Consider the following 20,583-nt stretch of genomic DNA (forward strand, 5'->3'; position numbering starts at 1 on the left):
GTACTTTAGCAAGTTGCTCAAAATCCTGTCGCACGACGGGTTTAATAAGCTGATGAAATACGGTATTCTGATGTGACAAAACCTGAATCCTGGTCGTTAAAGTGTTTGTTTGCACTCATATTTTAACGATTTGGACTCAGGTTTTTTATTTAAATCAAACTATGGGACAGCAGTGCTCAAAAGAGTCCTTTTTTATATTTCAACAATATACTTAAATACTTAAACCCTTTTGCATAATCCGGATTTTAACCTCAAGCACATCATCTTTAACTTGCTGTTGATAAGCTTGCATATGTGGTTGCTGTAAATGCGCATTCAAGTGTTCAACACTTTCCCAATGTTCCAACATCGTAATTGAATCGGGTGTTTTAGTCTGATAACTCACATCCGACTCATGGTCGACCAGTAACTCATAGCCATAACAACCATCTTCCTGCAAAACTATAGGTGTTATCTTTCTAAATGCATTTAACACGTTTTCACGATGTTGGGCACCAGAGCGAATCTGAATATCTGCAATAACGATCAACAGAGCTTATTCCTTAAAAAATCCATCAATTAGGCAAAAACATCCATCAGATGTTGACGATACTCATGTTCATATTGAGTGACATTGGGCATTTTAATCACGTCATTTACGATGAAGGTGTTTAAACTTTTCATCCCCAAAAATTGATTGGCTTTATGAAATGGCAGATAGACCCCATCTACACCAACGCCATGAAAAAATTGATCAGCATTATTAAACGCCTCCATGGGTGCATTCCAGGTTAATGACAACATATACTTTTTATCGTGAATGAGACCACCTGAACCATATTTTTTCGAGGCATCTGAACGTGAGCGGCCATCACTGGCATATAAAGTTCCATGCCCTTCTGTAAAAATATCATCAATATATTTTTTAACTGTCCAGGGCGCGCCCATCCACCAGCCTGGCATTTGATAAATAATGACATCTGCCCAGATATATTTTTGAATTTCTTCCTGAATGTCATAGTCGCTCTCTGAACGAGAAATTTTAATGCTATGACCCATCTCGCCAAGCACAGTATTTGCCAACTCAGTCAACGTATCATTTAATTCGCCATTCGAGTGTGCAAATTGCTTGGCACCATTCACAATCAGGATATTACTCATTCATTCGCCTTGGATGATTTATTTTCAGAGGCCAATATACTCAAATATTTTATTGCTAAAAATTCATAATTTTGCAAAACATTATTGATAAAAAATCAACAATAGAATGATTAGTTCATTCAACACTCTATATTTTAAAAGCAAAGAAAAAGCACCCTGAGGTGCTTTTCAAATTAATGCAAAAAATTAAGGAATTAAACCTTCATCACGCATCGCAATTTGTACCGATTGACGTTCTGCCACTTTATTACGCAAGGCATTAATCTTGGTATACGGCGTAAGGTCATGCCCAATACCCTTTGACCAGTTGGTTAACACAAATAAATAGGCATCTGCCGGACCAAAATTATCATCGACTAAATAGTCGTTATCAGATTCGCCAAAGGCTTTTTCAATATAGGCAAGCAAACGGTCAATTTCTGCATAGGCTTTTTCTTTCGCTTCATCTGACAATGGCGCACCGAAAAATACCGCATAAGCATCGTGTAATTCAGAGTTCAAGTAACCCAACCATTCAAGAACTTTGGCACGCCCTAAACCTGATGGCGGAATTAAATCTTGTTTGGGATCGTGTTGTGCAAGAAACGGTAAAATTGCCACATTTTCGGTCAAAATCAAGCCCGGGTTAATTTCTAAAGCTGGAACATAGCCCTTTGGGTTAATTGCGTAGTAATCAGCACCTTTCTCTGTAGTATGGGTTTTTAAATTTACACGCTCTAAATCAAAATCGACATTAATTTCATTTAAAATAATATGTGATGCCAGTGAACACGCGCCAGGGGCGTAATAAAGCTTCATATCTGATCCTTGTTATTTAACTATTAACTGTTTTAAATCTCTTCTAACAAACTTTCAAGTGATCATACCTGTAAATTGCAAAAAAGCATCAATGCGTAAAAAACCTTTACCTTTAGAATATTGTCCAAAATGCAGTATTTTTCAAGTCAATCCGAGGTGCTTTTTTCCATAAAACTGTTTTAACATACCCCACTTTAAAGTTTGATGAAAATTAACCTTGTGATTAGCCTTAAAAAAGAAGAATGGTTTTCCAATATCCGTACCGATGTATTGGCAGGTTTGGTGGTGGGTTTAGCTCTGATCCCCGAGTCGATTGCCTTTTCAGCCATTGCCGGTGTTGACCCGCAGGTCGGTCTCTATGCATCATTTTGTATAGCCGTTACCATTGCTTTCTTTGGCGGTCGCCCTGCCATGATTTCTGCGGCAACCGGCGCGCTGGCTTTGCTGATGATTACCCTGGTCAAAGAACATGGCTTGCAGTACTTACTTGCCGCAACCGTTTTGACCGGTATTATTCAAGTGATTGCAGGTTATTTTAAAGTCGCCAAATTAATGCGCTTTGTTTCGCAGTCTGTGGTGTATGGTTTTTTAAACGCCTTGGCAATTTTGATTTTTGTGGCTCAACTTCCCGAATTAAGCAAAATGGATGGCTTAGGCTATTTGTTTGTGGGCCTAGGTTTGGCGGTGGTTTATCTTTTTCCTTACATTCCAAGAATTGGCAAACTGATTCCATCTCCACTGATTTGTATTGTCCTGCTGAGTCTACTTGCCTTATTTTTAGGCGGTGATATGCGTACCGTCAGTGATTTGGGACATTTCACCGATACCTTGCCTATTTTCCTGATTCCAGAAATTCCACTGAACTTTGAAACCTTAAAAATTATCTTTCCTTATTCAATTACCCTTGCAACCGTGGGTTTATTAGAAACCATGATGACCACGACCGTGGTGAATGAAGTTACCGACACTGAAGGCGACCGTCATCAGGAATGTCGCGGTCAAGGTTATGCCAATATCGTGAGTGGTTTTATGGGCGGCATGGCTGGTTGTGCCATGATTGGTCAATCCATTATTAACGTATCATCTGGTGCACGTACACGTTTATCCACCCTGGTTGCAGGTGTATTTTTACTATGTTTAGTGGTTTTTCTTAAAGATTGGTTAGCCTACATTCCGATGGCCGCTTTGGTTGCCATTATGATTATGGTGTCTTTCACTACTTTTAACTGGGATTCGGTGCGTAATTTTAAGAAGCATCCGAAGCAAAGTAATATCGTGATGCTGGCTGTGGTCATTATCGTTTTAGCAACCCATAACCTTGCGCTAGGCGTATTTGTCGGTGTGTTACTTTCGGCTTTGTTTTTAGTGAATAAACTGGAAAGCGAAGTAAAAGTCAGTTCTGTATTAGTCAATCAATCCACACGTCATTACACGATTTCAGGACAAATTTTCTTTAGCAGCTCAGACAAGTTTTTCCTGTTTTTTGACTTTAAAGAAAATATTTCCAAGGTTGAGATTGATCTTACCTATGCGCATATCTGGGATATTACTTCAGTCAATATGCTGAATAATGTCGTACAGAAATTTAAAGATCAGAATATTGAAGTCACGGTTGTCGGCTTAAATGAGGCCAGCAGCACACTGGTTGATCAGTACAACCAAGCCTAATTAAATAAAAAGAAAATATAGAGAGTCTTCGGACTCTTTTATATTTTTGGCCCTGCTAAAGTATTTTAGTCTGTGAAAAATCCTAGAAAAGTTTGACTTGCCAGTCTTAAGACTTAAAATACCGCATTCGAATTTATTACATTTGCCAAAGTTATGTCGAACGATCAATTAGACCCGCAAGTCGTCGAGCTGGACAACTTGAATGAACATCGCGAAATTGTCACTTTTATGCGTCGTTCATCTCCGCTGAATACCTCTCAACGTACTGCGCTTGAACAATATGGTCACCTAATTTTGGAATATCCGGTGGGTGATTTACGTCAGCACTTTGAACATCCAGAACGTCCTTTAACGGTTGAAATTGGTTTTGGTATGGGCCGTTCGCTGGTACTTATGGCAAAAGCCAATCCTGAACGCAACTATGTCGGTATTGAAGTGCATGTTCCGGGTATCGCGCAATGTGTATATGAAGCCGGTATGGCAGGTATCACCAACCTGCGTTTACTCGATGCTGATGCGATTCAAGTGCTTCGTGAAATGCCGGACAACAGCATTAATGCCGTGCAACTGTATTTCCCCGATCCTTGGCAAAAGAAACGTCATTTCAAACGTCGTTTTGTATCGCATGACCGTATGCCACTGGTTGAACAAAAACTGGAAATGGGCGGTACTTTCCACTCGGCTACAGACTGGGTACCGTATGCTGAATGGATGCTGGATGTACTCGATAACCGTCCAAATCTTGAGAACATGGCAGGCAAAGGCAATAGCTACCCACGCCCTGACTGGCGTCCACAAACCAAGTTTGAACGCCGCGGGATTGAGGAAGGTCATACCATTAATGACTTCCTGTTCAAGAAAATTAAATAAACTGAATAGAGATTAAAAAAAATGGCTCATCGATGAATGGGCCATTTTTTATTATCAAAATTTAAGCCTTTATCGCCAGATAACCTTGATAAGATAAAATTTGGGTAAAACGCTCTACAGAATCAAAGCCACTCAATTTCAATTGTTCAAATGTTTCTGGTTCCGACAGCGGATAAAAATCATCGTCCAAACGCTCAATCATTGCCGCAGATTGTGAAGTCGTTAAGCCATTGGCCTCACATACATGCTTCAGTATTTCCAGCTCCTGATCTGACTTTATTTTGATCAAATCAAAAGTAATGAATAGTCCTTGAGGTTTTAAACTTGAATAAATCGCTTTAAAGAACTTGCGTTTATCTGAATAATCTACAAAATGCGTAACCAGAATAGAAAGCGCTGCATCGTATGTTTGACCTGTTTTTAATTGCTCTACATCTCCGAGCACAAACTCCACCCGATGCGATGCATTTAAAGCATGGATATGATGTTTGGCTTTATCCAGCATGGTTTCCGACAACTCTGTTGCAGTAAAGGTCCAGTCAGGAAATGATCGTAACAGATAACCCAGCTCATAGCCGGTACCACAGCCCACAATCAATACATGGGCATATTCATCTGCATAGGTTTGCAATAAAGCCTTGATTTGCTGATGTACAACATCATAGCCGGGAATTAATTTTCGAATATGCTCATCATAGCCATCCACCACATACTGGCTATTAAAATCCTTTGCCATACGCGCCTCCTTTTACAATACATGGCTTAAATTTATTTATTTCAGTTTAAGTGACTCTTTAGGATGATGCGATTGCAAAATCTGTTGACTCATCAAGTTATACACTTTTTTTAAATCTTCTCGCTGAGCATCTTGTAACATCTGTTGATGCATATTCAAGATATTTTGATCGCCTCGCATTGCAGGTCCAGTCTGCATCTGTTTAGGATCATGCTGAACGGCTTTATGGGCGGTTTCTAAAATCAGTGGATAAAGCAGGGAGAAATCCACCTGCTGCGCGTCGACAATCTGCTTCGCCATGTCATAACAGTAATTGCTAAAGTTACAGGCAAATACCGCAGCCAAATGCAGGCTTAAACGCTGTGCCGATGTGTATTGATAAACGCGACGACTTAACTGACTGGCAAGCGCTGTTAATAAAACCAGATCATCTTCAGACTTGGCTTCTACAAAGAGTGGCGTATCTGCCCAGCTTATTTTCCGATCCACACTAAAGGTTTGTAGAGGATAAAATACGCCAGCACGTGCATGGACTTTTGCCAAGACTTCAAGATCGATACTGCCCGAGGTATGTACAATCAGGACATCAGTTAATTGAGAATGAACTTCTGCAATTACGGATGCAATCACTTGATCACTAACTGCAATAATCACTAAATCTACTTCAGGATTTATTTCGGCGACATTCACCGTTGCCGTTGCACCTACTTGTGCAGCTAAAGTTTGTGCAGGCTCGAAACTGCGACTATAAATTTGGATGATTTGATGATGCTGGCTTAAGGCATGCGCCAAATGATGGGCAACCCGCCCTGCTCCAATAAAGCTAATACGCATAGTATTTTCACTATTTACAATTGATCACAGCATGCCAATAAAAAAAGGATGAATCAATTCATCCTTTTGCTTAATCATCATCTAAAAGAATGCTTATAAAAAATCCCTGCGTCATACAGGGATTTTTTTATGAAAGCGATCAAAACCAGACATTTACTGTTTGTTAATGCCTTGCTCATTTACTTCACGAGCTACACCCGTTTCTGTATTTAACACTTCAAACTCAATACGGCGATTTTTAAATTGGCCTTCAGCTGTTGCATTATCAGCCACAGGTAGTTCCGAACCATAACCGACAGCTTGCAGTTGTGCGGGGTCAACCCCCTGTTTTACCAAGTAATCTACAACGGCTTGTGCACGTTTTTGTGATAATGCTTTATTTGCTGCAACATCACCCATAGCATCGGTATGGCCTTTAACCGTTAAATGTACCTGTGATGCCCGCTTAATCAAGGCTGCAGCTTGATCTAAAATTGATTTATTGGCATCTGGGATGTTGCTGCTTGCGGTATCAAAATTGATAATTTGCATATTTAGGGCAGTTGCAATATCTAATGCACGAATATTATCTGGATTAATTTCTGCCAGGGCTTTTTCAGCACTGATATTACCTGCGCTTATTGCAGTCGTGTTATCAACTGGTTTTGAGGCAGCGCTAGCAGCTTGTGTCATTACGGTCATATTTTTAACCAGTGGCTGAATTCTAGCTGCCAATTGCTCTGCATCAGCAGGATTCGCAGTCTGAATAGAAAGTTGATCTCCCATCCAGGTTAATGATGCATTTGGAACGCCTTTGACTAATTTCAATACACTTGGAATAGCATCTTGATCAATAAATTCGGTATGGTAGCTTGCATTCGTCTCTACGCCACAACCGATATTGTGATTAAAAATTTGTTTAATGTCTTTTTGCAAAATATCGATATAACTCGCATTGCCAGAATAGAGCTGACACGTGGTTAAATCCCCTGTCGAACCGGTACTGAGTTGCAATTTTGCAGGTTCACTGGTTGCAGTCTGGGTAGCCACACCGCTTGCAGGTTCAGTTTCCTTTTTATCGGAGCAAGCCTTAAACATTAAAGCCAGCAGTGCTGCCAAAATAATAAAAGCAATCAGCGGCAACAGAAAACTCGATTTCTTTTTTTCCTCAACTGCCCTATAAGGTTCAACTGCGGGTGCTTGGTGCAATGCGTGCCCGGCTGCAATACTGACACCCAAAGCACTTAAAAGTGCGGGTGCCCAATGTGGCAAGGCACTCGACACTGCTGGCCAATGTGTCTCAATAAGATGTGCAATCGCGCTAGGTTCAGAAGAACCGGCTTCGCTTTCTAAAAACCCCAGTGTCGGTGCAATGGAGTGATTTAAAGTGGATTCAATGGTTCCAGTGGGGACTGTTCCGGAAATCTGCTCTAAAAATTGCTGCTTTAAATCGGGATGTGTTGCAAAAATATCACTCAATCTCGGATTTAATTGACTCTGTAAATTTCCGATAAGCTCTGGCTTAGATTTGAAAAGTGCCAAGAGGATAGGAAAAAAACTGCTTAATGCCTGACTCTTCTCGCTAAGATATTCTGTTTCGCCCTCAAGAACAATCGCAGATACTTTCTGCTTCAATAGATCAATCAAATTAATATTCATCCATTATTCCTCTTATTCTGGTCTTATCATGTGTATTTTCAGTTTATCTGCTCATTTTTCAGACAGTGTAATTAATTGTATTATTTGAATACTCTTATTTTTTCAGCAATAAAAAAGCCAGCCGAAGCTGACTTTTCTTATATTCAAAAAATAATTATTCTTCTAAATAATAAATTTTTTGACGCAACTCTGAAGTCCGTTGCGTTGTCATATTGGTTTCACAATTGATTCGATGGATTTCTGGATTATCTGAATGAGTACTTTCTAATTTACATTCCAACTCACGTTTTTTAAGCCAAAGTCTTTGCTCATCTAGAAGCTGACTACGAACTTCCTTAGTGGTCGAATTCCAAACCAAATTTAAATTCTCATTGGCTTTATCTAAATTGGTTTTCGCTTCTGACATTAATACAGACTGGTATTCTTGTGCAGTCGCCTCTTCTTCCGCTACACGTTTAATCTCTTCTTGCTTGGCAACTTCAGCTGCATTTTGACGTGCAGTTTTAACCAAAGAATCAACTGCGATATCCCTGACGAAATATGCTAGAGCATCTGGATTTTCTAAAGTGACATAAACTTTTTTGCCATCATCTGTTGGCTGAACTAAATATTCAATTTCTTTTTTCAGCTGGTTTGCTTCAAATGATAGATCTGATAATACCGCAGCCTGAGCAATATTATTTTCATCATAAACAGCACGAGCGGCATCCGCATCTTTTACCATTTGATCTGGAACTTTGACTACAAATTCAGTTACGCAATACTGCTTATTACTATTGGGATCAGAATTATTGGTACGGACATCATTTACATTGAAGGTAATTTGCTGAAGCGTACTTCTTAATTTCCCCATATCAATTGTAACATTTTCACTATCAATCAACTCTTTGACACGCTCTGCAGCAATATCGCTTACTGTTTTACTGAAACTTTCAACAACCAACTGCTTTGCAGTTTCATTATCACATTTCACTGTACTACCTGCGATTGATTGTACTTTGTCACAACCCGACACAAGCAACATGCAACCCGCCAATGCTAATAATTTAAGTTTCATGATTATCCTATTTTCAATTCATCTTTATTTTAAAAAAACTAATTATTCATACTCTTCGTCATAGCCTTCCGCTGCTGCAACGGCTGCTTGTGCTGCTTCTGTTGCTGCATCAGCAGCTACGATCGCTTCATTATTTGCATCATAAGTTGCAGTGTTGGCATTATTTCTTTGTACAGTGGCTTTACTCGCTTCCAAATTTTTAATTTGATTCTTTTCAATTTGTGGTTTTAAGAATGCATAAGTTAAAGTTTCTGAAATTAAGATTTGTACATTAGAATTATTCTTAAGTAGAGCTAAAACTTTGTCACCTTTGTCAGTCGGTTGCAGAACATACTCTAGGGTTAAATGAATCTTATTATTTTCATAATTGACACCTAAATTATTGGCATGTTCTTCTACACTCATTACATCAACTTTAGCTCTGGCTTCATCAGATTTTTTGACTAAATCAGAAGGAATCGTTGCTGTTAAATCAATTGAGCATGTCGTTTTTGGACTATTTGGATCAATAAAATCGGTTCTGCTATCAAGCAAACTAAATTGGATATTTTTTGCCGACAGTTTGAGTTTTGCGGGATCTAAATCCTTAATCGAACCATTTTTAATTAACGCTTTGAGTTCACCTTCTAAAGATTGTGCCAAATCATCCTTTAATACCTGGGTTACTAATGAGGTTGCGGACTCATCATCACATTTCACATGATTTGAAAAAAGATTATTACAGCCAGTTAAAACCAAAGTCGATGCAAACACCACAAGTGTTTTATTGTTAAGTTTCATTAATATACCCTCTTTTATTTACATAATTATAAACAAAATTAGCAATTAATAACAATTTGATCACAAAAAAGCCAGCCGAGGCTGACTTTTACAACTTTTTAAAAAATTTTTAAGTCAATTAAGCCACAAAAGTTTGCACCACTTTACCTACAACTTTTTGGTGAATAAGCGGCGTATTTTTACCTTGTGAAAGGATAGAATCTTTAGAAACTGTCCATTCAAGTTGAGGGTCAATCAAAGCCCAACCCGATTCCTCAGTCCAGCGATCGACCATATTGGCCACTTTTGCCGGTGCAAGTGTTACTTTTTCTACCCATTCCAAAGGTTCAAACAGCCCTTCATTAACGAGTTGAATACCAAATGCAACGTAAGTATCAAAAGCGGTCATACCTGGTTGTGTTTCGGCAAATGGTGCTAATTTTGCAGAGCTGCTAAGCGGTTCATGATGGGTACAAATCGCATCGATCACCCCATCCTTTACACCTTGACGTAATAATTGCTTATCTTTTTCAGCACGCAATGGCGGGCGTACATGGGCCAAAGAATTAAAACCGTCGGTTAAGCTTTCGGTTAAATGCAGTTGATGCATCGCCACGTCAGCAGTAACAGGCAAGCCTTTGTCTTTTGCAATTTTGATCAATTCAACAGACGCACCACAAGATAACAACCCGAAATGTGCACGTACTTTGGTTGCTTCGATGATAAGCAAATATTTAGCAATTGCAACGGTTTCAGCCAATGCCGGAATCATTGGCAAGCCTTGACGTGAAGCAATAAAGCCTTCATGTGCACAACCATCTTTCGCAATTTGATGTTCTTCTGCATAGAACACGACAGTCATGCCTAAACCAGCTGCATATTCAAGGGTACGAATTACCACGTCATCATCGGCAAACGGTGCATTGGCATTCGAAACAGCCGTACAACCGCCTTTTTTCAAGCCTGCCATATTGGCCGGTTGTTTGCCTTGCAAGCCCTGTGTTTGCGCACCAATCACTTGCAGATAAATACCGCCATCCAGCATGGCTTTTTCAACCAGGCCATGAATCAGCGCACCATTGTCCTGTACGATGGGTTTTGAATCTGGCGGCGTAAAGACATGCAAAATGCCGTTTTCACGCGCGGCCTTTCCTTCAGATTTTAAAGTACCATGTTGTTGCTGACCCGGTTCACGTAAACGTGCACACAAATCGACCATGGTTGGCATCAGCCATTGGCCTTGACCATCAATGCTTTCACTCACCTGATCTGTTTCCGCAACCAGTTTGCCGTTTTCGATAAATACGGTTTGTACGCGATCAGTTTTTTTGATTGGGTCTAAGACACGTACATTTTCAATTTTTACAATACTCATGACTTTACCTTATCCCGCAATCGCTTCAATTAAACCTTTTTCTTGCAACTGACCTTGCATAGATAGTGCCAGTACCGCCATACGCACCGCGATCCCATTGGTCACCTGATGCAAGATCACCGCTTGCGGACCATCAGCAATACTGGAATCAATTTCAACGCCACGGTTCATTGGCCCCGGATGCATCACGATACAATCAGGTTTTGCCATTGCTAGACGTTCTTTGTTTAAACCATACATTTTGTAGAATTCAGCCTGTGACGCCAACGCAGGAGAATCAATCCGTTCATTCTGAATACGCAAGGTAATAATCACGTCGCAATCTTTAATTCCGGCTTCCATGTCATTGAACAGACGAACATCTTCGCCATATTCTTCAAAGCCATACGGCAGCAAGGTATTCGGTGCAATTACACGAATGTCTTTACAGCCTAAAGTTTGCAATGCTGCCACATCGGAACGTGCTACACGTGAATGTTTGATATCACCAATAATGGCCACACTCAAAGCTTCGAATGGCTTTTTAGTTTCACGGCGAATGGTCAACATATCCAGCATCGCTTGCGTCGGATGTGCGTGACGGCCATCACCGGCATTAATAATCGCAACATGTGGGCAAACAGTTTGTGCAATAAAATGTGCCGCACCTGAAGAGGAATGACGAACCACGAAAATATCGGCTGCCATCGCTTCAAGATTCCACAGGGTATCTCGTAATGTTTCACCTTTTGAAGTACTTGAGCGTGCTATATCAATATTCAGCACATTGGCTGATAAACGTTTTGCCGCTGCTTCAAAAGTGGTACGCGTACGGGTAGAGTTTTCAAAGAACAAATTCATGACCGTACGACCTTCTAATAAAGGAGTCGTTATCAGTTGATTTTGATCATTAAAAAAGGAATTAGCTGTATCAAGAATTTTGGTCAGGGTTTCTTTAGAAAGACCATCAATGGTCAAGAAATGTTTGAGATTACCCTGTTGATTGAGTTGAATCTGGCTCGGAGTATGCAATGCCGCCAAGTGCATGAGAGATTCCCGTTCAGTTAAGTTGAACTATTATACAGATATTCCCCCGGGGTTGGCAGTTGAAGTTTTCAGCATTCAGTGACTATTTACGTGTCATGTAAATTTATTAATTAAAAGTGAATTAGTAGTTTTACCGATTTATCTGTCCCGACATTTTATTTAACAAATTCTATTTATGGGAAATTGGCTAAAATCAGGCTCTAAATCAAGGCAGTCTTTAGAGCCTAAACATTAACGCAATGCACCAATATAGTGATGTGACACTTGTGCTCTATAAATTTCTTCTTCTGTTACTTCCGATTCATATATTTTTGCTGCTTCTGCCTGAACCTCAATTTGATCAGCTTCAAGGTCAAATACCATTAATGAACGTAGACGCTCAGCTTGCCGCTGCAATTCGGAATCATTCGCAGATAAAGCAAGATCAATCACATATTTTGTATAATCTTGATTTTGCATTAAATACGTCACATCAATCATGCGCCCTGTTACACGCCTTAAGCGGGTATAAATTAATGTCGCAATAGAAAATGCTTCAGAACGGTTCACAAACTCATTTATAGTCGTGTCTTGCATCCAATGTCCCCTAATCAAATCAAGCTGATAAATCAAACTAATTAAAAAATAATAGTTACAGTCAAAATCACATGACTCATAACCAATAAACAAGATGATCAGCAAAATACATACCAGTTAGGCACGCTTAATAGATAAAAATCATATATTTCCTCATCAAGCCCAAGCTTTGCCCGAATTTATAAACTTTTCAGGGCTAAAATACGTTAAAATGATAGATTGCTTAGCTGCTTTTGGAAATTTGCATGAATTCGAAACTACGTCTTTCTACATACTGGGTCACCTGTGCAGATGGGCTTGAAACCTTACTCCAAGAAGAATTGGAAGGTTTAGGTGTTCAAAATATTGAACGCTTTCCAGGACGTTTAGTTTTCCAAGGCACGCTAGAAAATGCATACCGTATTTGTATGTGGTCACGTTTAGCCTCTCGTGTACTGACGCCTATTCATACGCATGAATTAGAGTTCACTCATGATGCACGTGATGTGGCTGAAGAATTGTACGAAGGTGCAATGAACTTTGACTGGTCACTTGTTTTTGCAACACAAAGTACATTTGCCATTCGCTTACACGTTGAACGTGACATCAAAGTAAATACTCAATTTGCGACGTTACGGGTAAAAGATGGTGTGGTCGATTCCTTTATGGAAGCGGTAGGCAAACGCCCAAGCATCGACATCAAACAACCTGAAATTACTTTATACGTACTTGCTGGTAAAACTCAGCATACCTATTGCCTGGATTTATCAGGTGATTCTTTACATAAACGCGGCTATCGTCATTTCATGACCGATGCCCCGATTAAAGAAAATCTTGCAGCAGCAATTCTGCAGAAAGCCAAATTAATCGAACGAAATCCTGACATTATTTTAGATCCAATGTGTGGTTCGGGAACTTTCATCATTGAATCTCTCATGATGCTGACCGATCGTGCACCAGGTTTAGTCCGCCGTTTTGGTTTCAGTGGCTGGAATGGCCATGACCATGATTTATGGATGTCGATTAAAGCTGAAGCAGCTGAACGCCATCAAGCTGCATTAGAAAAACCACTCCCTCAGTTCTATGCGTATGATGCTGACTGGGAAGCTGTAAAAGCCACCAAGCAAAATATTATTGCAGCGGGCTTTGAAGCAATACTCGATCAAATCAAAATTGAAGAACGTACCCTTGCAGATTGGCCGGATTTCCAAGCTGAAGGAAAAACTTCGTTTATCGTGACCAACCCACCGTATGGTGAGCGTTTAGGTGAAAAAGCTTCAAACCGTGCCTTGTACTTAGGCTTATCGGCTCTTTTACAAAAGAACTTCCCGAATCAATATGCTGCAGTGATTGCTGCACAAGTTGAACAAGCCGATGTACTAGCGTTCAACGATCCGCAAATTCTGCGTTTGATGAATGGTAAGCTTCCTATTTACGTACGTTTCGGTACGATCAAACCTGCAACTGCAAGTCAGCCCTTCCTGGCGACTTGGCAGCCGCAACAGTTTGAGCCAATTGAAGGCGCTGAAGACTTTACCAACCGTTTGCAAAAAAATATTCAAGCCTTGAAAAAATGGGCTGTTAAAGAAAATATCTATTGCTTGCGTTTGTATGATGCAGATTTACCTGACTTTAATGTTGCAGTGGATTTGTATGGCGACCGTCTGCATGTGCAAGAATACGCGCCACCAAAAACCATTGATCCTGAAAAAGCAAAAAAACGCTTTAATTTAGCTTTGGCTTCTATTCGTGCAGTGACTGGTTTAGGCCGTGATGCGATTTTTATCAAGACGCGTGCCCGTCAGGAAGGTAAAACTCAGTACGAAAAACAAAGTACTGCTTCTAAGCGGTTTATTGTGCAAGAAGGCAAAGCTAAACTTTTAGTCAACTTGACCGATTATTTAGATACTGGCCTGTTCCTGGATCATCGCCAAATGCGTTTACGCATTGCTGCTGAAGCGAAAGGCAAACACTTCTTAAACTTATACAGTTATACCTCTACTGCCAGCGTTCATGCAGCTTTAGGTGGTGCAGCAAGTACAACAAGTGTCGATTTATCCAATACTTATTTGAACTGGTCTAAAGAAAACTTTGTACTCAATGGCTTGACGGTAGATCATGCGGATGAACAGCATCAATTTTTCTCAAGTGACTGTTTTGAATGGTTAAAAGAAGGCCATGAACAATATGACCTGATCTTCATTGATCCACCAACATTCTCAAATTCGAAAAAATTCTACGGTACTTTTGATGTACAACGTGACCATAATTCGTTGCTTAAACGTGCCATGAACCGTTTAACCACTGAAGGTACCTTGTACTTCTCGAATAACTACCGTGGTTTCGAAATGGATGAAGAAGTTCAAGCCATGTTCGATGTGCAAGAAATTACCAGTGAAACCATTGGGCCAGATTTCAAACGCAATACCAGAATCCATAAAGCATGGAAAATTAAACATCATGCAATCTAATCATGCCTTGCTTTAAATAATCCAAATTGAGATGGAACGCGATTTAGCGTTTCATCTCAATGGTAATGCCATCGTAATAATTCATGCGCAAATTATCTGATTGATTCACTGTGTCAAATAAGTGAATGTTTGAATGAGTACCGGCTTGCTTTTCATTCAGCATCAATTGTTCAGCCGCTTTCTTTTTCTGCATTTGATAATCGGATAATACCGTTTCATCAATATTCTGCTTCTGAATCCCCTGATTGTTCTGGTCACTTAATTCTTTACTTTCTTTTTTCTGCTGATCAATCGGTTGCGCAATACTATTTTGAGCACGCTGAATAGTCTCAGCATCCAAATGTTTTGAATCACTCCTTTGTTCTGACAGTTTTTGGTCTGTTAAAGGAACTTCTGCATAAGATCCTGAACAGATGACCAACAGAAGATTTATGATCACTATATTTTTTTGTAGCTGACTACAAACGCTTTTTTTATTTTTCATCTTCATGATGAGCTTTCCTTTTTATTATTCATTCTGCACGCTAGCAATTTTTATATACAACAACAATGTGCTTTCAGGACTTCCCGATATTCTGTAGCAGCAAAAATATAATTTTCCCTTGCCCTGCAAACAAGGCAGCGCTTTGTGCTTGTTCAGGCTGCACATCTGGCAGCCTTTTTTGCTTAAGATCGGGTTGTTAATTTAAAAATTTCTTTTCGCCATATTTATATTCAATTCCTATCTTTAACACATCACCTTTTCGTTTGGCTTGTACCGCTTGCTGCATGCCATTTAACATTTGTTCAAGTTCCTGATCAGACAATGTTTTACCCCCTTGCTGCATGTAATTGCTAATTAGGGTTTTCATAATTTGCTTGTCATATTCAACATTCGCCTGATACTCGACTAAACTGGGTGCCATTTTAACCAAGCTGGCAAATGAAGATTGATGACCAGGCATTACCTTGCCACTCAAGCTTGCTTTAGCAAATCCTTCACCCAAGTTAATCTGGTTATTTTGCGATTCAAAACTAAAACCTTCATTCACAATGGACAAAAGACTATTCGCCAATTCTGGAGTCAGCTCTTCTTTAGCTACACACACTTCACTATTTTTTTCTAACAAATCAAAGAAAGCTTGTACTTTTTGCTTGTTCAGTGCTTTCAGATTGAAATTCATTTGCAACTTTTGCAAAGTCGGTATTTTGTGCATAACCACTTCTTTAATATTCAGCTGAGTATCAAAATTTACCGTATGTTGATCAATACCCGTATTCATCATCAAAGCAAAATCTTTAAATTCTCCACTGCCAAATTGCTGCACATTTCGATCGGTACGTTTAATCGAGGCAATATTCAATTGGGTTTTCCCTTCATCAAGGGTAGAACTTAAACCTTGAGTCGTTTCAAGCTCTACTTCCCGCATCTCTAGGTGACCCAATTTATCGCTCACAGTCATATTGGGTATTTCAAGTTTGGCATTCAATATTTTTAATTGATCGTCTTTGGATTTTGCATCTACTTTAAACGTCATCGAATCGATTCGAGTTTGTATATCCGCATCATTTTTTTCAAAAACGGGTGTCGTCAATGAGGAATGCACCACACCCAACCAGTCAATCGTGGTTTGAGCAGTTAAAGGCTGTGTGAGTATTTTTTGAAAAACTTCACTGCCTTGCTGTAAATTAATTTTTGATTCAATATGATAACCATTCCAACTGCGTTTAATTTCATCCTTGCCTGTGAGCATCAAAACATCTTTAGGTTTACACGGATCAAATGACAATTGTGCTGCCCAGTCTGCAGAACCCTGCATTGCGCCCATATTAAAGTTTTTATATTGAATTGAAACTAAATTGGTTTTTTGATTTTGCTGATAATACAAATGTAAACTTTTATCCGCATACAAATTCCCCCCAATCGCAGCCGTTGCCAATACAACAAGACTACCCAAACCCCATATTAATTTTGACATCACCTGCCTCATTTTTTGCTTATTTTGTAAACAAGTATAGGTTGAAAATGTAAATTAATATAATTTTTTAAATGACTCTCTGCTCCCAATCACATTGCGTGATTGGGTAGTTACTACATATGAATTAAATACGACCCACTTCAAAATAGCTAATTTTATTACGATCAAAGGTGCTATAGGGATTGCCTTTAAAGCTATGAAAATAATGCTTGGCTTGAATTATATGAGATGTGGTATTGCTCATCCAATGAATACGTGGATCATTATTTGCCAAGGTAATACAAAAGGCTTGTTTGCGACGCAGTTTAGTCTGTTGCTTCGCATGAAAAATCAGACTGGCAAACACATCTTGTTGCTCGGGATGGCATAAAGCACTATGAATCATCAAATACTCAAAGGCATCATTTTTTTTGGGTAAAGACAAAACACCTCGAAGACCCGCATAAACATTATAAAAAGGCTTCATGACTTTTAAAGGCAAAGAATAGTCAACAACACGGGTTTGTTTAAAAGCTTTTTGATTCCATAAACCATATAAACCAACAATCTGATGATTCTGGTCATACATCAGATAAAAATCGTGGATGTTCATGCCCAACCAAAATGGATGGTTGAATTCTGCCAAACCTGAAAAATCATAATTCGGTAGAAAATTATAATACTGCGTCATTGTTAAAATAAATGCATTGGCTTCAATTACATGGTTCGTATTCATTTGCTCAAAATGATACTGTCCAAATTGCGCAGGTTTTTGCGCTTGTGACACCGTAAAGGTACGAATATCGTCATAATGAAATGGTTTGGGAAAGCCTTTACGCTCATTATGTAAAATATTACATGCGACAGTATTATCTTCCAAAACCACACTTTCAAAAATAGTATCTAGTGGAATTTCATCATAGACATAATCCATCAGCAGACGCAGTACTTTATTACCACGATGCGCCGGATGCATGCGCAAATCCGCGACATAACGCAATAATTCTGGTTGACCATTGATAAAACAATAGCGCCAACCCAGATTCATCATCCCGACCACTTGTGCCAGATTTTCCTCTGGTACAACCAGTTTGATATCGGGACGATTATACTGGGCATGACTGGCACTGAGATAACTCGGATAACGCTCAAAAGCCAAAGTCATACCATTGCTCGGCATAGTCTCGGCAATCAATTGCACCAGTTGTTCGTCATCTGCCTGAGTGGCATCCCGCACCAAAAAATTTGGTTCATTTTTCGAGCGATAAATTAGGTTATCATTGTCATTTTGTGCATACAATACGTTTAAGCTCATATAGTTTTACTCAAATATACTTAAATTATTTTTGTTTTCATTTTCTTCAATGGTTCAGGTTTGATATTCCCTTCGATCATTCCGTTATGCATTGCCAAAGTTTTATAGTAATGCCAAGCATCATCTACATGTTTCACTTCAGGCTCATCTAACTGGCCTAAATTTCGTGCCAACTCATAATGAAAATTTTCTTTTAACAATTCATCTAATTCTATAGCTGAAGGTTGTTTTGCTAAATTACCTTCACTTAATAAAACATAGTGAGGTTTTTTAATTTCACAAAACTCAATTCCTAACAAACTTACCGGGACATAACCTTCTTGTTGAAATGTAGCCAATACTTTTTGTGCGGTGATTTGATCAATTTTTTCACCGACCAAATCGACCGTCATCTTTCGTCCTAGAAACAAAAAGCATGGGACCTGATCATAAAAACCGGTCACTTCAAGTTCGTCATCAATCACATACCGGATCAGTCCAGAACCTGTAGTAATAACAGGACTCACAATATCGCCCACTTTGAGCGCCCATGAAGGTACAGTTTGGCCACTTTCCAAATTCAAAAATTCGTAAAAATGGGACTGATAGCTAAGTGGATAACGATTATTAAAAGGAATCGTGACTACGCCTTCTGTCGCCCATAAGCCTTTGCCTTCAAAAGCGACATTTGCTACACGATCTTGTAAATTTTTGGCCCAGCGTTCAGCACTTGCTGTATCCCAACTGGAAATTAATGCCAATTTAGGCCAAAGACTGGTCCAAGCCGTTGGTTCTTTTAAATCTAGACGTTGTAATTTATAGCTCTGCTCTGATGATCGTGGTGCTTTTAAATAATCCAGACTGCGACGTTTCCATTGCCCCATTCGCAGCACGTTCACAATTTCATTTTGATTCTGTTCAATCACATCCAATAATTGCATTGCAAAAGTTGGACTCCAGACTGAAATCATGCCTAGATTTTTATCCGCAACCAAAAATACGGCGGTCGCAAACATGGCATCTTCTGCTGATTCAGCAAGGGCAATTTCAGCCGGTACAGCTTGAGTAATTTTACTTAAAACACGTTTTGAGACATTCAATAATGCACTATCATCATTCAGGTTACTGTTTTCTAACAATTTACGCTGACTTTCTGGCAACCATGATACTGACCAATAGTGGGTTGAATTTTTTAGTTGTGGATGTTCACGATATAAATTAGTGAGCCATAAACCAATAGCTTCATCCAATTCATTTAAAAAACTTTGCGTATAAGGAATAAATTTCAGCGCTTCGCTTGAACCACTGGTGGGTTGAAAGCGAACAATTTTTTCCGGCCCCAAACAGTTTTTGCCACTTTGGCGAGACTGCTCAATTTTTTCTTTCCAATGGCTATAACGGGTGATTGGATACTTTTCTACAAACGCTTCATAACTCAAACTTTGTGAAGTATGTTGCTTTAAGAACTGATCCAATTTTTGGCGTTGTACCGCTTCTAGATCATTCGCTTGCTGCCGATAACGCTGAAATGCTTTTCGGCAGGCGAATTCCAATATTTGATGTGAAGCTGACAGCAGCAATCCCATAGTTACGCTACCTTTGAATCTGAATCCGAAGCAATATGTAATGGACGCTTTCGTGGCATTTGACTTTCCAGTTTGCCCACACTCATATTTTTGGTCATAAAGCGGCTAATAAAGCGGTATAGATCACTCCAGCGTAATTCACCAATACAGGGCAATTCTGTTCCTTCCGCCCATGTCGGGTTTTTATCTTCAAAAAATGCGATTTTGGTGTTTTTCTCGCGTAAGTCTGTAGTAATGGGTGCGACATCTGCTTTTAAGGGCTGATAATCTTCACCAAAATTGAGTAGACCGGAGGCTTTGTCATAATATTCGGCAAAATACTGTCGGCAATAGGAATCCACATAATCTTGTAAATGCGAATTTTTTTCACCATAGTGTGGATAATAACTGTAGTAGTTATTTGCCAGCAATAAATAGGTTTTAAAACCTTTAGAAATCAAGATCCAGTAAATCGGGGTAAGTGGATAACGCAGTTTAAAGCTAACGATATAACGATACATTGCACGTGTTAAAGCCCGATTTCCCCAATAAGCTTGCTCAATAATAGTGTCACCACTAAAAAAGGCATGGCGAGCTTTACCATTAACCACGAAGTCACGTTCCATAACGGTAGAGAAGCCCACGATTTGTTTGTTTTTAGGTTCGATAATAAAGAAAACACCGGTTTTTTCTAAGAAATCCCGTTCAAAAATTTCATAACGGGTATTGGCATAATATTTTTGGTAAATATCATACATACGTTTGATTTCTTGTATGGTCACATCACCGGTATGTTTATACTGACTATACGGCTCCTTTTTTATTTGCCGTAAAAGTTTAAATTCCATCATAATTTTTAT

General features: G+C 39.3%; 19 protein-coding genes. 3 read left to right on the forward strand and 16 right to left on the reverse strand.

The window, feature by feature from the left end; translation table 11 throughout:
• Nucleotides 1-211 precede the first annotated feature (211 nt).
• The 3 genes from E0H81_RS12235 to E0H81_RS12245 form a co-directional block, all read right to left on the reverse strand.
• The gene (locus tag E0H81_RS12235; protein WP_131267393.1) at nt 212-532 is read right to left on the reverse strand and encodes a putative quinol monooxygenase; all 321 of its coding nucleotides are present in this window, start codon (nt 530-532) and stop codon (nt 212-214) included.
• A 26-nt stretch (nt 533-558) separates the two neighbouring features.
• Nucleotides 559-1,140 (reverse strand): NAD(P)H-dependent oxidoreductase, encoded by a 582-nt coding sequence (locus tag E0H81_RS12240; protein ID WP_131319242.1) that lies wholly within the window; start codon nt 1,138-1,140, stop codon nt 559-561.
• A 186-nt stretch (nt 1,141-1,326) separates the two neighbouring features.
• Nucleotides 1,327-1,938: a glutathione binding-like protein gene (locus E0H81_RS12245; protein WP_131267395.1), complete on the reverse strand. Its 612-nt coding sequence runs from the start codon at nt 1,936-1,938 to the stop codon at nt 1,327-1,329.
• A 219-nt stretch (nt 1,939-2,157) separates the two neighbouring features.
• Here E0H81_RS12245 and E0H81_RS12250 point away from each other — a divergent pair, with 219 nt between their 5' ends.
• Both E0H81_RS12250 and trmB read left to right on the forward strand, forming a co-directional pair.
• Entirely contained in the window at nt 2,158-3,606 is a 1,449-nt protein-coding gene (locus tag E0H81_RS12250; RefSeq protein ID WP_131319319.1) for a SulP family inorganic anion transporter, read from the forward strand.
• Between the two features lie 153 nt (nt 3,607-3,759).
• Nucleotides 3,760-4,476, forward strand: a complete 717-nt coding sequence (gene trmB / locus E0H81_RS12255; protein WP_131319244.1) for a tRNA (guanosine(46)-N7)-methyltransferase TrmB — start codon at nt 3,760-3,762, stop codon at nt 4,474-4,476.
• A gap of 61 nt (nt 4,477-4,537) precedes the next feature.
• Here trmB and E0H81_RS12260 read toward each other — a convergent pair whose 3' ends face one another.
• The 8 genes from E0H81_RS12260 to E0H81_RS12295 all read right to left on the reverse strand — a co-directional run bounded on the left by E0H81_RS12260 (nt 4,538) and on the right by E0H81_RS12295 (nt 12,477).
• On the reverse strand, nt 4,538-5,212 hold the full coding sequence (locus tag E0H81_RS12260) for a class I SAM-dependent methyltransferase (protein WP_131319246.1): 675 nt from the start codon (nt 5,210-5,212) through the stop codon (nt 4,538-4,540).
• A gap of 36 nt (nt 5,213-5,248) precedes the next feature.
• Entirely contained in the window at nt 5,249-6,067 is an 819-nt protein-coding gene (locus tag E0H81_RS12265; RefSeq protein ID WP_342353506.1) for a Rossmann-like and DUF2520 domain-containing protein, read from the reverse strand.
• Between the two features lie 132 nt (nt 6,068-6,199).
• A complete protein-coding gene (locus tag E0H81_RS12270) occupies nt 6,200-7,684 on the reverse strand; it encodes an OmpA family protein (protein WP_131319250.1) in 1,485 nt (494 codons plus the stop codon).
• A 154-nt stretch (nt 7,685-7,838) separates the two neighbouring features.
• Nucleotides 7,839-8,741, reverse strand: a complete 903-nt coding sequence (locus E0H81_RS12275; protein WP_244926538.1) for a lysozyme inhibitor LprI family protein — start codon at nt 8,739-8,741, stop codon at nt 7,839-7,841.
• A gap of 42 nt (nt 8,742-8,783) precedes the next feature.
• Nucleotides 8,784-9,521, reverse strand: a complete 738-nt coding sequence (locus E0H81_RS12280) for a hypothetical protein (protein WP_131319252.1) — start codon at nt 9,519-9,521, stop codon at nt 8,784-8,786.
• 118 nt (nt 9,522-9,639) lie between these two features.
• On the reverse strand, nt 9,640-10,875 hold the full coding sequence (locus E0H81_RS12285) for a dihydroorotase (RefSeq protein WP_131319255.1): 1,236 nt from the start codon (nt 10,873-10,875) through the stop codon (nt 9,640-9,642).
• Nucleotides 10,876-10,884: 9 nt separating this feature from the next.
• Nucleotides 10,885-11,901, reverse strand: a complete 1,017-nt coding sequence (locus tag E0H81_RS12290) for an aspartate carbamoyltransferase catalytic subunit (RefSeq protein WP_131291122.1) — start codon at nt 11,899-11,901, stop codon at nt 10,885-10,887.
• 231 nt (nt 11,902-12,132) lie between these two features.
• Nucleotides 12,133-12,477 (reverse strand): hypothetical protein, encoded by a 345-nt coding sequence (locus tag E0H81_RS12295; RefSeq protein ID WP_131319257.1) that lies wholly within the window; start codon nt 12,475-12,477, stop codon nt 12,133-12,135.
• A 245-nt stretch (nt 12,478-12,722) separates the two neighbouring features.
• Between E0H81_RS12295 and rlmKL the strand changes: the two genes are divergently transcribed.
• Nucleotides 12,723-14,927, forward strand: coding sequence for a bifunctional 23S rRNA (guanine(2069)-N(7))-methyltransferase RlmK/23S rRNA (guanine(2445)-N(2))-methyltransferase RlmL (gene rlmKL, locus E0H81_RS12300; protein ID WP_131319259.1), 2,205 nt, complete (start codon nt 12,723-12,725; stop codon nt 14,925-14,927).
• Nucleotides 14,928-14,970: 43 nt separating this feature from the next.
• Here the strand turns inward: rlmKL and E0H81_RS12305 are convergent, their stop codons facing one another.
• The 5 genes from E0H81_RS12305 to E0H81_RS12325 form a co-directional block, all read right to left on the reverse strand.
• Nucleotides 14,971-15,417: a hypothetical protein gene (locus tag E0H81_RS12305; RefSeq protein ID WP_131319261.1), complete on the reverse strand. Its 447-nt coding sequence runs from the start codon at nt 15,415-15,417 to the stop codon at nt 14,971-14,973.
• A 190-nt stretch (nt 15,418-15,607) separates the two neighbouring features.
• Nucleotides 15,608-16,885 (reverse strand): DUF945 family protein, encoded by a 1,278-nt coding sequence (locus tag E0H81_RS12310; protein WP_165492623.1) that lies wholly within the window; start codon nt 16,883-16,885, stop codon nt 15,608-15,610.
• Between the two features lie 124 nt (nt 16,886-17,009).
• Nucleotides 17,010-18,179 (reverse strand): GNAT family N-acetyltransferase, encoded by a 1,170-nt coding sequence (locus E0H81_RS12315; RefSeq protein WP_131319265.1) that lies wholly within the window; start codon nt 18,177-18,179, stop codon nt 17,010-17,012.
• A gap of 20 nt (nt 18,180-18,199) precedes the next feature.
• Nucleotides 18,200-19,744, reverse strand: a complete 1,545-nt coding sequence (locus tag E0H81_RS12320) for a GH3 family acyl-acid amido synthetase (RefSeq protein ID WP_131319267.1) — start codon at nt 19,742-19,744, stop codon at nt 18,200-18,202.
• A 2-nt stretch (nt 19,745-19,746) separates the two neighbouring features.
• On the reverse strand, nt 19,747-20,574 hold the full coding sequence (locus tag E0H81_RS12325; RefSeq protein ID WP_131267409.1) for a hypothetical protein: 828 nt from the start codon (nt 20,572-20,574) through the stop codon (nt 19,747-19,749).
• Nucleotides 20,575-20,583 lie beyond the last annotated feature (9 nt).

This window comes from Acinetobacter terrestris (genome assembly GCF_004331155.1).
Lineage (GTDB): Bacteria > Pseudomonadota > Gammaproteobacteria > Pseudomonadales > Moraxellaceae > Acinetobacter > Acinetobacter terrestris.